Origin of the sequence: Streptomyces malaysiense (assembly GCF_000980885.2) — a bacterium.
GTDB classification, from domain to species: domain Bacteria; phylum Actinomycetota; class Actinomycetes; order Streptomycetales; family Streptomycetaceae; genus Streptomyces; species Streptomyces malaysiense.
On record NZ_LBDA02000003.1, the window covers coordinates 44690 to 58351 of the forward strand.

Below are 13662 nucleotides of genomic sequence, written 5' to 3' on the forward strand. Positions count from 1 at the left end.
AGAGCGAGGGGCGCGGATTCCATGTGATCCGCGCCCCAGCACGCCCTCGGTGAAGGGATCGCCTACTGGTCCCGGTACATCTCCGCGACCAGGAAGGCCAGGTCGAGGGACTGGCTGCGGTTGAGCCGCGGGTCGCAGGCCGTCTCGTAGCGCTGGTGCAGGTCGTCCACGAAGATCTCGTCGCCGCCGCCCACGCACTCGGTGACGTCGTCGCCGGTCAGCTCCACATGGATGCCACCCGGGTGGGTGCCGAGGCCCTTGTGCACCTCGAAGAAGCCCTTGACCTCGTCGAGCACGTCGTCGAAGCGGCGGGTCTTGTGCCCGGAGGCCGCCTCGAAGGTGTTGCCGTGCATCGGGTCGGTCACCCAGGCCACCGTGGCGCCGGACGCCGTGACCTTCTCGACCAGCTCGGGCAGCCGGTCGCGGATCTTGTCGGCGCCCATCCGGACGATGAAGGTCAGCCGGCCCGGCTCCCGCTCGGGGTCGAGGCGGTCGATGTACTTCAGCGCCTCCTCGGCCGTGGTGCTCGGGCCGAGCTTGATGCCGATCGGGTTGCTGATCCGCGAGGCGAACTCGATGTGCGCGTGGTCCAGCTGGCGGGTGCGCTCACCGATCCACACCATGTGCCCGGAGACGTCGTACAGCTTGCCGGTGCGGGAGTCGACCCGGGTCAGGGCGGACTCGTAGTCCAGCAGCAGCGCCTCGTGCGAGGCGAAGAACTCGACGGTCTTGAACTCCTCCGGGTCGGTGCCGCAGGCCCGCATGAAGTTCAGCGCGTTGTCGATCTCCCGGGCCAGCTGCTCGTAGCGCTGGCCGGAGGGGGAGGTCTTCACGAAGTCCTGGTTCCAGGCGTGCACCTGGCGCAGGTCGGCGTACCCGCCGGTGGTGAAGGCGCGCACCAGGTTCAGCGTGGACGCCGAGGCGTGGTACATCCGCTTCAGCCGCTCGGGGTCCGGGACACGGGCGGCCTCGGTGAAGCCGAAGCCGTTGACGGAGTCGCCCCGGTAGGTGGGCAGCGTCACCCCGTCGCGGGTCTCGGTCGGCTTGGAGCGCGGCTTGGAGTACTGCCCGGCGATGCGGCCGACCTTCACCACGGGCACGGAGGCCGCGTAGGTGAGGACGGCGCCCATCTGGAGCAGGGTCTTGAGCTTCTGCCGGATCTGGTCGGCGGACACCGCGTCGAACGCCTCGGCGCAGTCGCCGCCCTGGAGGAGGAACGCCTCTCCCTTGGCGACGGCCGCCATCCGGGCGCGCAGCTGGTCGCACTCGCCCGCGAAGACGAGCGGCGGATACGACTCGAGGTCCGCGATCACTGCGCGCAGAGCCTCGGTGTCGGGGTACTCGGGCTGCTGCGCCGCGGGCAGGTCTCGCCAGGTGTTGCCAGCGCTCGCGCTGGTCTTAGCGTTCACGGTCACCTCGTACACATTACGGGGTCGTGTCCCGTGTTCCACGAGTCGCCCGGAAAATGAGACGCGACGACTGATTCGTGGACCGGCCGGGGTGGGGTAGGGTCTTGCGCATGTTCGCGCTTTCCGACCAGAACTGGTGGTGGACCGCTCCTTCGGCGGCCCACTGATCGCGCGCACCCAGACTTCGCGAAGGCCGCCCGAGGGCGGCCTTCGGCGTTTTCCGGGGTCGTTCCTCCCCCTCCTCGCGATTTCCCTCGTCCGACCGAGTAGGAGACCGACCCGTGGACCTCAGGGACCTGCTGTCCGACCCCCGCCCCTTCGCCCTGCTGCGCCGCCGGGTGCCCGGCCGTACCGACCACCCGGTGGAGGTGCTGATCGGCCCGGTCGGCAGCCGCGACCGGCTCGCCGAGCTGCCGGACGAGGGCCTCGCCCTGGTGCCGTTCCGGCAGATCCGCGAGCGCGGCTTCGACGTCCGCGACGACGGCACCCCGCTCCTGGTGCTGACGCCCGAGGAGTCGTACGAGATCCCGCTGGACGAGGCGCTGCGGCGGCTGCCGGCGCACCGGGTGCGGGTCGAGGGCGGCGGCTTCGACGTCGGCGACGAGGAGTACGCCGGGATCGTCGGGCGGGTCCTCGAAGAGGAGATCGGCGGCGGCGAGGGCGCGAACTTCGTGATCCGGCGCACCTACGAGGGCGAGATCCCCGGCTTCGGCCGGGCGGACGCGCTGGCGCTGTTCCGGCGGCTGCTGGAGGGGGAGCGCGGGGCGTACTGGACGTTCGTGGTGCACACCGGGGACCGGACGCTGGTCGGCGCGAGCCCCGAGGTGCACGTGCGGATGTCCGGCGGCACGGTCGTGATGAACCCGATCAGCGGCACCTACCGCTATCCCGCCGAGGGGCCGACGCCCGAGCACCTGCTGGACTTCCTCGCCGACGGCAAGGAGATCGAGGAGCTGTCGATGGTGGTCGACGAGGAGCTGAAGATGATGTGCACCGTCGGCGACATGGGCGGGGTCGTCGTGGGACCGCGTCTGAAGGAGATGGCGCACCTCGCGCACACCGAGTACGAGCTGCGCGGGAAGTCCTCCCTGGACGCCCGGGACGTGCTGCGCGAGACCATGTTCGCGGCGACGGTCACCGGGTCGCCGGTGCAGAACGCGTGCCGGGTGATCGAGCGGCACGAGGTCGGGGGGCGCGGGTACTACGCCGGGGCCCTGGCCCTGCTCGGGCGGGACGCGGGCGGCGCCCAGACCCTGGACTCCCCCATCCTGATCCGCACCGCCGACATCGGCGCGGACGGACGGCTGCGGGTGCCGGTGGGGGCCACGCTGGTGCGTGGCTCGGAGTCGGCGGGCGAGGTCGCCGAGACCCATGCGAAGGCGGCGGGCGTACTCGCGGCCCTCGGGGTGCGGTCCGGGCGGCCGCCCGCCGAGCGGGGGCTGCCCCGGCTGGCCGACGACCCCCGGGTGCGGGCCGCGCTCGACGGGCGGCGGGCCTTCCTCGCCCCGTTCTGGCTGCGGATGCAGCAGCCGGCCGCCGAGGTGAGCGGCCGTGCCCTGGTGGTCGACGGCGAGGACACCTTCACCGCGATGCTGGCCCATCTGCTGCGCGCGACGGGCCTGGAGGTGACGGTACGGCGCTACGACGAGCCGGGGCTGCGGGCCGCGGCGCTCGCGCACGAGGGCCCGGTGGTGCTCGGCCCCGGCCCCGGGAACCCCTCCGACCTGGCCGATCCGAAGATGCGGTTCCTGCGGGAGCTGGCCCGGACCCTCGTCCGGGAGCACCGGCACGGAGTGCTGGGCGTGTGCCTGGGCCATGAACTGCTGGCCGCCGAGCTGGGGTTGGAGATCGTCCGCAAGGAAGTGCCCTACCAGGGGGCGCAGACGGAGATCGAGCTGTTCGGACGCCCCGAGACCGTCGGCTTCTACAACAGCTTCACCGCCCGCTGCGACGAGGAGGCGGCGCGGGAACTGGCGGCGCACGGGATCGAGGTGAGCCGGGCGGCGGGCGGCGAGGTGCACGCCGTACGAGGACCCGGGTTCGCTGGTGTGCAGTTCCACCCGGAGTCGGTGCTGACGCTCGACGGGACGGCGATCGTCGGGGAGCTGATGGGCCGGCTGCGCGGCGCGAGCGCGTTCTGAGGCGGCCGGCCCGGGGCCGCGGGCCGGTGTTCCGGCCCACGGCCCGGCGCGCCCGCCGGCGCTCAGCCGAAGAACACCCCGACCTCCTCGTACAGCTTCGGGTCGACCGTCTTCAGTCTGGCGGTCGCCTCGGCGAGGGGCACGCGCACCACGTCGGTGCCGCGCAGGGCGACCATCTTGCCGAAGTCGCCGTCGCGGACGCAGTCCACGGCGTGCAGTCCGAAGCGGGTGGCGAGCCAGCGGTCGAAGGCGCTGGGGGTGCCGCCGCGCTGGATGTGCCCGAGGACGGTGGTGCGGGCCTCCTTGCCGGTGCGCCTCTCGATCTCCTTGGCCAGCCACTCGCCGACCCCGGACAGCCGCACGTGCCCGAAGGAGTCCAGCGACTGGTCCTTGAGCACCATCTCGCCGTCCTTGGGCATGGCGCCCTCGGCGACCACCACGATCGGGGCGTACGACGCCGTGAAGCGCGAGGTGATCCAGGCGCACACCTGGTCGAGGTCGAAGCGCTGCTCGGGGATGAGGATGACGTTGGCGCCGCCGGCCAGGCCCGAGTGCAGGGCGATCCAGCCGGCGTGCCGGCCCATCACCTCGCAGACCAGGACCCGCATATGGGACTCGGCGGTGGTGTGCAGCCGGTCGATGGCCTCGGTCGCGATGTTGACGGCGGTGTCGAAGCCGAAGGTGTAGTCGGTGGCGGAAAGGTCGTTGTCGATGGTCTTGGGCACGCCGACGCACGGCACGCCGTACTCGCCGGACAGTCGGGCGGCCACCCCGAGGGTGTCCTCGCCGCCGATCGCGATCAGGGCCTCGACCTCCTGCTTGGCGAGGTTCTCCTTGATCCGGCGGATGCCGTCCTCGATCTTGAGGGGGTTGGTCCTGGAGGAGCCGAGGATGGTGCCGCCGCGGGGCAGGATGCCGCGTACGGCGGGGATGTCGAGACGGACGGCGCGGCCTTCGAGGGGGCCCCGCCAGCCGTCCCGGAAGCCGACGAACTCGTAGTCGTAACTCTGCACGCCCTTGCGCACGATGCCCCGGATGACGGCGTTGAGCCCGGGGCAGTCGCCGCCTCCGGTCAGTACTCCGACCCGCATGGAAATGTCCCTTCACCCGCAGTGCCTGACGCTTTGTCACGCTAATGGTGATGCGCGTCACACTGGGAGAGGCGGTACGGGTGAATCGGGGGGATTTCCGCGGACGCCGGAGAGCCGTCGCGGGAGCCGGGGGCGCGGACCCGGGTCGCGGGGCGCTACTCCCCGTCGAGGCCGCGTTCGATCGCGTACCTCACCAGCTCCACGCGGTTGTGGAGTTGGAGCTTGCCGAGGGTGTTCTGGACGTGGTTCTGCACGGTGCGGTGGGAGATGACGAGGCGTTCGGCGATCTGCTTGTAGCTCAGGCCCTTGGCGACCAGCCGCAGCACCTCCGTCTCCCGCTCGGTCAGCCGGGGCGTGCCCGGGACGCCGGCGTCGGGCGCGGACGCCGGTTCGGCGGCCAGGCGCCGGTACTCGCCGAGGACCAGTCCGGCGAGGCCCGGCGTGAACACCGCGTCGCCGACGGCCGTACGGCGCACCGCGTCCAGCAGTTCGCCGGTGGACGCGGACTTCAGCAGATAGCCGGTCGCGCCGGACTTCACCGCCTCCAGTACGTCGGCGTGCTCACCGCTCGCGGACAGGACCAGGACGCGCAACGCCGGGTTGTGGGCGACCAGTTCCTTGCACACCTGGACGCCCGGCTTGGCGGGCAGGTTGAGGTCCAGGACCAGCACATCGGGGGCGGCGGCCATGGCACGGCGCACGGCCTGCTCGCCGTCGCCCGCGGTGGCGACCACCTCGAAGCCGGACTCGGCCAGGTCCCGGGCGACCGCGTCGCGCCACATGGGGTGGTCGTCCACCACCATGACCCTGATCGGGTCCTGCCGCTGTGTCATCGCCGCTCCGCCTTCTTCCCCCGCGCCGTCACGGCGCCCTTCGGTACCTTCAGTTCGACCTCCGTGCCCTGGCCGGGCACCGAGATCAGCTCGGCGCTGCCGCCGAGGTCGCGCAGTCTGCCGCGGATGGACTGGGTGACGCCGAGCCGCCCCTCGCGCTCCGCCTCGGCGAGCCGCCCCTCGGGGATGCCGGGCCCGTCGTCCCGGACGGTGACGAGGACGTCCGCCGGTTCGTCCTCGACCAGGATCCAGGCCCGCGCACCCTCGCCGGCGTGCCTGCGCACATTGTCCAGGGCGGCGCCGACGGCCGCGGCCAGCTCCCGGGCGGCGGCCGGCGGCAGCGGCACCGGGGCGCCGGGCTCGGCCAGGCTCACCCCGTCGCGGGCGAACGGGGCGAGGAGGGTGCGCAGATCGACCGGGCCGCCGTCGTCCGGCGGGCCCGCCGGCTCCACGACGGGTACGGCGCCGTCCCCGGCCGTCCGGGCGGCCGGCAGCGGACCACCCGAGACCAGGGTGCGCAGGGCCACCTCCTGCTCCCCGGCCAGTCTGCCCAGTTCGGCCGCCTCGCCGCCGAGGGCCGTGCCGCGCCGCTTCACCATCGCGAGCACCTGGAGCACGCTGTCGTGGATGTCCCGGGCCAGCCGCTCCCGCTCCCGGGTCGCGGCGTCGACCTCCAGGGCGCGGGCGAGGGTGCGTTCGGAGGCGCGGGCCACCTCCACGACGTAGCCGATGCCGATGGAGGCCACCCAGACCAGGATCAGGCTGTGCACGGTGTCCCGCGCGAACTGGCCGCGCTCGACCAGGTTGGCGGCGGCCACCACCGTGGAGGCGACGGCGGCCCAGCGCCAGCCGCCCTTGACCGCGAAGGCGAGGACCGCGCCGCCGGTCCATATCGTCGGCAGGGTGGGGCCGCCCGCGACCCGCTGGTGACTGTCGGCGAACGCGGTGAGCATGACGCCGGCGAGGGCGATGGTCAGGTCGGCGGCGAGGAAGCCCCTGGTGCAGCCGGCCGCGCCGCGCACCCGGGGCAGGGTGGCGAGGGTCCAGACGACGAGGACGGCGTCGTAGCCGACCGCGATCCACGGGCGGGTGAACCGGTCGTAGGAGGTGGCGCACAGGCCGAGCGCGTACAGCATGGTCAGCACGCGGTACCCGGCGAGCGCACGCCACAGCGGCAGCTCCACCGACATCCTCAGCACGCGCTCGCGCCCGGCCATCCCCCGTGCCCCCCGTCAGCCCCGCGCGGTTACCTGCTCTCCGCGTCCTCGGCCTGCTCCGCCTTCTCGACGTCCTTGGCCTTCTCCGCCTTCTCGACGTCCTTGGCCTTCTCCGCCTTCTCGACGTCCTTGGCCTTCTCCGCCTTCTCCGCTTCCTTGGCCGCCTTCGCCGCTTCCGCGATCTGCCGCTTGGCCGCGGTCGCGTACATGTCGACGTACTCCTGGCCGGAGAGCTTCATGATCTCGTACATGACCTCGTCGGTCAGCGCGCGCAGCACGAAGCGGTCGTGCTCCATGCCCTGGTAGCGGCTGAAGTCGAGGGGCTTGCCGATCCGGATGCCGGGCCGCATCAGCTTCGGCATCACCTTGCCGGGCGGCTGGATCTTCTCGGTGTCGATCATCGCCACCGGGATCACCGGGGCACCGGTCGCGAGCGCCACCCGGGCGAGGCCGCCGGGCTTGCCCCGGTAGAGCCGGCCGTCGGGCGAGCGGGTGCCCTCCGGGTAGATGCCGAACAGCTCGCCGCGCTCCAGCACCTCGATGCCGCTCTTGATCGCGGCCTCACCGGCGCCGCGTGCCCCCGAGCGGTCCACCGGGAGCTGGCCGACGCCCTTGAAGAACGCGGCGGTGAGCCGGCCCTTCACCCCGGGCGTGGTGAAGTACTCGGCCTTCGCGATGAAGGTGACCTTGCGGTCGAGCATCGTCGGCAGGAAGAACGAGTCCGAGAAGGACAGGTGGTTGCTGGCCAGGATGGCCGGGCCCTCGGCCGGGATGTTCTCCAGCCCCTCCACCCAGGGCCTGAAGGCGACCTTCAGCGGCCCTCCGATGGCGACCTTCATCGTGCCGTACAACACCCGTGTGCCTCCCGTTTCCGTCGAACAGACCTTAACCCCCTGGACCGTCAAAGCACCCGACGGCCCTGGTCGGTGTCCGTGCGGTCGCGTACGGTGAAGCACATCCGCGTGTTCTCAACGCCCCCGCCGGACGGCGGCGGGGCCCTTCCCCAGGAACAGGAGCGTCTAAGGTGCCGGTTCTCCCTGGAGCCGAGCCGTACCGCCACTCCGGCGGCGAGGTGGGCGTCCTCTTCTGTCACGGCTTCACCGGCTCGCCGCAGTCGATGCGCCCGTGGGCGGAGCACCACGCCGCGCACGGCCTGACGGTGTCGCTGCCCCTGCTGCCGGGACACGGCACGCGCTGGGAGGACATGCAGCTCACGGGCTGGCAGGACTGGTACGCGGCGGTGGACCGCGAGCTGCGGCTGCTGTCCGAGCGCTGTTCCCAGGTGTTCGTCGCGGGCCTGTCGATGGGCGGCGCCCTCGCGCTGCGGCTGGCCGCCCTGCACGGCGACCGGATCAGCGGCGTGGTCGTCGTCAACCCGGCGAACAAGGTGCACGGCCTGTCCGCGTACGCGCTGCCGGTGGCCCGGCACCTGGTGCGCTCCACCAAGGGCATCGCCAGCGACATCGCGAAGGGCGGCGCGGCCGAGACGGGTTACGACCGGGTGCCGCTGCACGCGGCGCACTCGCTGCGCCGGTTCCTGCGCCGGCTGGACGGCGAGCTGCCCCGGATCGCCCAGCCGCTGCTGCTGCTGCGCAGCGCCCAGGACCATGTCGTACCGGCCGTCGACTCGGCCCGGGTGCTGGAGCGGATCTCGTCCGCGGACGTCCGGGAGATCGTGCTGGAACACAGCTACCACGTCGCGACGTTGGACGTGGACGCGGACCGGATCTTCGAGGAGAGCCTCGGTTTCATCGGCCGGCTCGCACCGATTCCGGGCAAGGAAGGGACGGCCGCAGTTGGCTGAGCACGACCCGGGTCCCGAGGGCCGCGAGGACCGGGAGGACCGGGAGGAGCGGCGGGACCGGGAGCCGGAGGAGAACGGGCTGCGTTTCGACGAGGACGCCGCCTGGCGGGCCATCGTGGCCGGGTACGGCGAGGAGCCGCCGGACCCGCCGGGCAGCAAGCCCTTCAAGCCGGTGGAGGACCTGGCGCTGCTGGAGAAGGACGCGCTGCTGGAGAACCTGGAGAAGGACGCCGCGACGGCGGACGAGGGCGAGGGCGGGAAGAAGCCGCAGGAGCCGCGGCCCGCCCGGCCGCTGGGCGGCTCCGTCTCCTTCGCGCCCGGCGTCGGCCCCCGCGACCACCGCGTGCCGGAGCCGTCCGAGGACGACTTCGACGAGGACGACGAGGGCCACTTCGTGCCGCCCGAGCCGCCGCCGCTGGACACCGGCGACACCACGTCGAGGTTCGCCTGGCTGGGTGTGGTCGGCGGGCCGGTCCTGCTGCTGGTGGCGGTGCTGCTCGGCTGGGAGATGACCTGGTGGCTGACGACCCTCGCCGTCGGCGGCTTCCTCGGCGGCTTCGCGACGCTGGTGGCACGGATGCGGACGGACGAGGACGACGACGACGATCCGGGCCGGGGAGCCGTGGTCTAGGGTCTTCCGTCCGGATCAGGCCGGCTCCGGGCAACGGCGCCCTCTCGCCGGGCCCGCGGCCCCGAGAAGATCCGGAAGAGGGGCCTCAGCGGCCCTGGGCGGGCTCGGGCCGCTCTCCGGCGGCCGGGACACGCAGGGCTGCCAGGACCGGGAGGTGGTCCGTGGCGGCGGCCAGGTCGGCGCGGCTGAGGCCCGGCAGGTCCTCGGGGACCCCGCAGCCGAGCACCTCGATGCCCTTGGAGGCGAACACCGCGTCGATACGGCGCGCCGGCGCACCGCGCGTCCAGGTCTCCTCGCCGCCCCAGGGGGCGACGGCCCGGCAGTCCTGGAGGGCGCCGGCGAGCAGACCGAAGGTGTGCCCGTCCGGGCCCTCGTTCAGATCCCCGCCCACCAGGGCGTGCTCCGCGCCGAGTCCGTCGAGCCGGTCGAGGAGCAGACCGCCCTGGGCCTGCCGCTCGGTGTCGTCGAGGCTGAGGTGACAGCTGATCACCCCGAGCCGGGCACCGCCGAAGCGGACCACCGCGGTGGCGAGACCGCGCCGGTGCAGACCGGGGGTGAGGGGCAGCAGGACGTCCTCGGCGCGCTCCACGGTGGCGCGCAGCGAGCACAGGATCGCGGGCCCCGCGGCAGCGCCGCCTCCGGTGAGGACGACGAGTCCGGCGGCCGCCGCGAGCCGCGCGAGCTTCTTGCGCCAGCGGAAGAACCGGGGCGCTTCCTGGACGAGGACCAGGTCGGGCGCGCAGGCGGTGATCACCCGGGCGAGGGCGTCGGTGTCGTCGCGCAGGGACCGGATGTTGTAGCTCAGCACGCGGACGACGGCTGAACCATCGGGCTCTGTGTGGGAGTTGGGGAGCGGCGCCATGTGGATCAATGTACGCCCAGGGGGTGGAACGCGAGGAGCGCCCGCGACCGCCGGGGGTGCCCGGCCGGTCGCGCGGTTCCTCGCGTCCCTTCTGGCCCGGACGTGTCCTACATGATCGGGTCGGGCTCGCGAGCCAGGTCCGCCGCGCCGACCATGCCCGCCTTGTTGCCGAGCTGCGCGGCGATGACGTCGGCCACCGGGCGCCAGTTCCCGCCCACCAGCCACCGCTTGTACGACTTGCGGATCGGGTCGAGGACCAGCTCGCCCTCGTCGGACAGGCCGCCCCCGACGATGAAGGCGGACGGGTCGAAGAGGGAGGCCAGGTCGGCGAGGCCGGCGCCGGCCCAGCGGGCCAGCTCACGGTAGGAGTCGACGGCCACCGGGTCGCCCTGCCGGGCGGCCATGGAGATGTGCTTGCCCTCGATGCCCTCCGGGGTGCCGTCGCCGAGCGAGAGCAGCAGCTCCGCGTGCTCGGGGGTGGCGTTGGCGCGCTGCTTGGCGTACCGGACCAGCGCGCGCCCGGAGGCGTACTGCTCCCAGCAGCCCTGCGAGCCGCAGCCGCACAGCAGGCCGTCCGGGACCATCCGGATGTGGCCGAACTCGGCGGCCACGCCGAAGTGGCCGCGGCGCAGCTTGTTGCCGATGATGATGCCGCCGCCGAGGCCGGTGCCGAGGGTGATGCAGATGACGTTGCGGTGGCCCTTGCCGGCGCCGAACCTGTACTCGCCCCAGGCGGCGGCGTTGGCGTCGTTCTCGACCACGACGGGCAGGCCGGTGCGGGCCTCGACCTTTTCCTTGAGCGGCTCGTTGCGCCAGTCGATGTTGGGGGCGAAGTAGACGGTGGAGCGCTGCCGGTTGACGTAACCGGCCGCACCGATGCCCACGCCGACGATCTCGTGCCCGGCACGCGCGCCCTCCACCGCGGAGGCGATGGCGTCCACGATGGCCTCGGGCGTGGTGGGGGTCGGCACCTTGAAGGTCGAGAGGATGTTGCCTTCCTCGTCGACCACGCCGGCCGCGATCTTCGTACCGCCGATGTCGACGCCGATGGTGAGTCCCATGAATCCCTCAGTTCCGGTCGAGCCCCGCTACGGCCAACCGTACCCGAGGCCCCTGCCGACGAGGGCTTCAGTCCAGGTCGATGCGCTCCGAGGAACCGGTGCCCTCACCCCGGTCGCGCCCCTTGCCGCCGTCGTCCCCGCGCTCCTTGCGCCACTCGTCCGCGACATCGTCCGGACCGGCGGTCCAGCGCTGCTCCTGGGACTGGACGGCGGAGCGGTAGGCGGCGAGCAGTTCGCCGCCGGCGGCCGCGAGGTGGTCGAAGACGCCGGGGTTGCGCTCTATGACGGGTTCGACGGCGGCCTTCGCCTGCTGGACGACCTGCCTGACCATCTGCTGGGCGGCGGGTCCGGCGAGGGCGCCGAGGGGGGACTGGAGGCCGGACAGCTTGTCGGCCACCGTGTCCACGAGCTTCTTCAGTTCCTCGGCGGCGGAGCCGGGGGGCGGCGCACCGTGGGTGGCGCGGTGGCGGGCCTTCTCGGCTTCCAGGTCCTCGGCACAGGCCGTGGCCCAGGCGTCGGCGTCGCTCACCCGCGGCTCCTCGTGCGGTTCGGCGGGGCGCTCTTCGCTCATGGCGGACTCCTGACTGCGGTACGCCCTTACGCGTACGACGTTACCCGAACAGGGGTGACCCGTTCACCGTGCGGCGGCGGGCCACAGGCCGGGGTCCGGGGCGAAGCGCACCCGCAGCTCGCCCTCGCGCAGGCCCGCGCCCGAGACGGTGCAGCGGCGCAGGGCGGAGGGCAGGGAGACGATCCGCCGGAAGGCGCTCGCGGTGATCACGAGTTCGTCGCCGCGCCGGATCAGGTCGAGCTCCTCCCGTATGGCGCCGGGCAGCGGGATGTGCCAGACCAGCACCCCGTCCTCGGCGATCCGGTCGGCGACCTGCCACTCGACGGGGCGGTCCGCGTCGGTGACGGCGGGTACCGCGAGGGCGGCGAGGTCGTCGGGGCCGTGCGGGTCGCGGCCGAGGTGCGGCACGGGGTGCACGTCGTGGTCCCCCTCGCCCTCCCATTCCCCGAGCGCCTTGCGCTGCTGGGCGGCCAGGCCGGCGAGCCAGGGGTCGGGGGTGGTGTCGGGCAGGGTGCGGTTGGCGACGAGGACCTCGGTCCGCAGACCGCGCAGGGCGAGGCCGAGGCGGGCGGCGCGCAGGGCCTGTGCGGCGGCGGGGGAGGGTTCGGCGACGAGGCGCACGGTGGTGTCGCGGTCGGTGAGCACGGCCTCCACGGCGGCCAGCTCCACGTCCCAGCGGCCGGCCGTCTCGTACAGCCAGTCCGTGGGCATGGGGACACCGGCGAGCCGGCCGAGCACGGGGCGCAGGGCGCGGGCGGCCTGACGCTCGGGGGGCAGCAGCCGGCGCAGGTAGCGGCGCAGTTCCTCGGGGAGGGCGAGCAGGGCGAGGGCCCCCGGGAGGGGCGGCAGGTCCACGACGAGGAGGTCGTACCGCTCGCAGAGCGCGGCGTCGCGCAGCGCGCGCAGGAACGTCAGCTCCTCGGCGCCGGGCAGCGGGGTGACCTCCTCGGCGTCCAGCCGGGAGGCGCCGAGCAGGTCGAGGACGCCGGCGGCGCGGCGCTGGAAGTCGGCGAGGTCCTGGCGGAAGCCGGCGGCGGCGTCGGGGCGCCAGGCGGTGAGCCGGGGTTCGATCTCGACGGGCCGGGCCCCGGTCGGCGTGCCCAGCACCGTGCCGGGGGTGTCCGCCCGTTCCGCGCTCAGCAACAAGGTCCGGCTGCCCTCGCGGGCTGCGCGCAGCGCGGTGGCGGCGGCGACGGTGGTCCGCCCGCTGCCACCGGGCCCCGTGATCAGGATGGTCCGCATGAGTCCGAACGGTAACGGACGCGGGGGCGGCGGTGCGGGGAGCGGCGGCCGGCCGGGCACCCGGCCCGGCGGCGGACGCCCCGGCCGGGGGCGGTCGTGCCGCCGGGGCGCTGGGGTCCCCCGCCCGGTCTGGGCCGGGAGGTCCTCCGCCCGGTCTGGGCCGGGAAGGGGGAGGGCGGGCGCGGGCGGCGCGCCGGAAGCGCCGGGCCGCGCACCCGCCCCCGGCCGGCCGGGCCAGGGGAACGGGCGGGCGGACGTCAGGGGATCAGGGGGTTTCGACGCGCTTCTTCAGGCCCGCCAGGGCGCGGTCGATGATGACCTTCTCCGCCTTGCGCTTGATCATGCCGAGCATGGGGATCTTGACGTCGACGGTGAGCCGGTACGTGACCTCCGTGCCGCCCGGACCCGCCGGCGCCAGGAGGTAGGACCCGTCGAGGGACCGCAGCATCTGGGACTTGACCAGCGTCCAGGAGACCTCGTTGTCACCGGCCCAGGTGTACGCCAGCGTCTGGTCGTCCTTGATCGCACCGGCGTCCATGACGAGCCGTACCTCCTGGGCACGCCCCCGCTCGTCGGTCTTGAGGACCTCCGCCTCCTTCACCTCACCGGTCCAGTCCGGGTAGCGGGCGAAGTCGGCGATCACCGCCATGACGTCGGCCGGAGCCGCCCCGATCGTGATGCTCGAACTGGTGTGTTCCGCCATCGCCGTGGCTCCTCCAGATGCGGACCGAAGAGACTCTTGCCGTTGTGCTGCCTGCGCACGTGTGTGCAGCGTGAAGGCTACCGTGCGCCCGCCGCGC

The 13662-nt window shown here is 73.3% G+C and carries 14 protein-coding genes; 4 read left to right on the forward strand and 10 right to left on the reverse strand.

The features are described from left to right. Window positions 1–62: 62 nt before the first annotated feature. Complete coding sequence (locus VT52_RS01030) at window positions 63–1415, reverse strand: class II 3-deoxy-7-phosphoheptulonate synthase (RefSeq protein WP_046421375.1); 1353 nt, start codon at window positions 1413–1415, stop codon at window positions 63–65. A 104-nt stretch (window positions 1416–1519) separates the two neighbouring features. On the opposite strand from VT52_RS01030, the gene VT52_RS39635 reads away from it, so the two are divergent. Further along, the gene (locus VT52_RS39635; protein ID WP_403427590.1) at window positions 1520–1576 is read left to right on the forward strand and encodes a trp operon leader peptide; all 57 of its coding nucleotides are present in this window, start codon (window positions 1520–1522) and stop codon (window positions 1574–1576) included. A gap of 114 nt (window positions 1577–1690) precedes the next feature. Beyond that, window positions 1691–3550 (forward strand): anthranilate synthase family protein, encoded by a 1860-nt coding sequence (locus VT52_RS01035; RefSeq protein WP_046421318.1) that lies wholly within the window; start codon window positions 1691–1693, stop codon window positions 3548–3550. Between the two features lie 62 nt (window positions 3551–3612). Here VT52_RS01035 and VT52_RS01040 read toward each other — a convergent pair whose 3' ends face one another. From VT52_RS01040 to VT52_RS01055, 4 genes are all read right to left on the reverse strand, one after another. Then, window positions 3613–4641, reverse strand: a complete 1029-nt coding sequence (locus VT52_RS01040) for a 6-phosphofructokinase (RefSeq protein WP_046421317.1) — start codon at window positions 4639–4641, stop codon at window positions 3613–3615. 155 nt (window positions 4642–4796) lie between these two features. Next, window positions 4797–5474, reverse strand: coding sequence for a response regulator (locus VT52_RS01045; protein ID WP_046421316.1), 678 nt, complete (start codon window positions 5472–5474; stop codon window positions 4797–4799). Beyond that, window positions 5471–6691 (reverse strand): MacS family sensor histidine kinase, encoded by a 1221-nt coding sequence (macS, locus tag VT52_RS01050; protein WP_046421314.1) that lies wholly within the window; start codon window positions 6689–6691, stop codon window positions 5471–5473. Before macS ends, VT52_RS01045 begins: the two co-directional genes overlap by 4 nt. 29 nt (window positions 6692–6720) lie before the next feature. Continuing rightward, a complete protein-coding gene (locus VT52_RS01055; protein ID WP_420856251.1) occupies window positions 6721–7542 on the reverse strand; it encodes a lysophospholipid acyltransferase family protein in 822 nt (273 codons plus the stop codon). Between the two features lie 173 nt (window positions 7543–7715). Here VT52_RS01055 and VT52_RS01060 point away from each other — a divergent pair, with 173 nt between their 5' ends. Together VT52_RS01060 and VT52_RS01065 are read left to right on the forward strand one after the other, a co-directional pair. Continuing rightward, complete coding sequence (locus tag VT52_RS01060) at window positions 7716–8495, forward strand: alpha/beta hydrolase (protein WP_046421313.1); 780 nt, start codon at window positions 7716–7718, stop codon at window positions 8493–8495. Next, window positions 8488–9126: a hypothetical protein gene (locus VT52_RS01065; protein WP_046421312.1), complete on the forward strand. Its 639-nt coding sequence runs from the start codon at window positions 8488–8490 to the stop codon at window positions 9124–9126. Before VT52_RS01060 ends, VT52_RS01065 begins: the two co-directional genes overlap by 8 nt. Window positions 9127–9211: 85 nt before the next feature. Here the strand turns inward: VT52_RS01065 and VT52_RS01070 are convergent, their stop codons facing one another. From VT52_RS01070 to VT52_RS01090, 5 genes are all read right to left on the reverse strand, one after another. Beyond that, window positions 9212–9988, reverse strand: a complete 777-nt coding sequence (locus VT52_RS01070) for an endonuclease/exonuclease/phosphatase family protein (protein ID WP_046421311.1) — start codon at window positions 9986–9988, stop codon at window positions 9212–9214. Between the two features lie 107 nt (window positions 9989–10095). After that, window positions 10096–11049 carry an ROK family glucokinase gene (locus VT52_RS01075; protein WP_046421309.1) on the reverse strand — a complete coding sequence of 318 codons (954 nt, stop codon included), beginning with the start codon at window positions 11047–11049 and terminating at the stop codon, window positions 10096–10098. Window positions 11050–11116: 67 nt separating this feature from the next. Beyond that, complete coding sequence (locus tag VT52_RS01080) at window positions 11117–11620, reverse strand: DUF5304 domain-containing protein (RefSeq protein WP_046421308.1); 504 nt, start codon at window positions 11618–11620, stop codon at window positions 11117–11119. A gap of 63 nt (window positions 11621–11683) precedes the next feature. Then, entirely contained in the window at window positions 11684–12862 is a 1179-nt protein-coding gene (locus VT52_RS01085; RefSeq protein ID WP_046421307.1) for an ArsA family ATPase, read from the reverse strand. A gap of 265 nt (window positions 12863–13127) precedes the next feature. Continuing rightward, window positions 13128–13565: an SRPBCC family protein gene (locus VT52_RS01090; protein ID WP_046421305.1), complete on the reverse strand. Its 438-nt coding sequence runs from the start codon at window positions 13563–13565 to the stop codon at window positions 13128–13130. Window positions 13566–13662 lie beyond the last annotated feature (97 nt).

Coding starts and splice junctions, on each gene's coding strand:
- macS (WP_046421314.1), bottom strand. CDS start 6,691: ATGGCCGGGCGCGAGCGCGTGCTGAGGATGTCGGTGGAGCTGCCGCTG.
- VT52_RS01080 (WP_046421308.1), bottom strand. CDS start 11,620: ATGAGCGAAGAGCGCCCCGCCGAACCGCACGAGGAGCCGCGGGTGAGC.
- VT52_RS01090 (WP_046421305.1), bottom strand. CDS start 13,565: ATGGCGGAACACACCAGTTCGAGCATCACGATCGGGGCGGCTCCGGCC.
- VT52_RS01070 (WP_046421311.1), bottom strand. CDS start 9,988: ATGGCGCCGCTCCCCAACTCCCACACAGAGCCCGATGGTTCAGCCGTC.
- VT52_RS01075 (WP_046421309.1), bottom strand. CDS start 11,049: ATGGGACTCACCATCGGCGTCGACATCGGCGGTACGAAGATCGCGGCC.
- VT52_RS01045 (WP_046421316.1), bottom strand. CDS start 5,474: ATGACACAGCGGCAGGACCCGATCAGGGTCATGGTGGTGGACGACCAC.
- VT52_RS01085 (WP_046421307.1), bottom strand. CDS start 12,862: ATGCGGACCATCCTGATCACGGGGCCCGGTGGCAGCGGGCGGACCACC.
- VT52_RS01040 (WP_046421317.1), bottom strand. CDS start 4,641: ATGCGGGTCGGAGTACTGACCGGAGGCGGCGACTGCCCCGGGCTCAAC.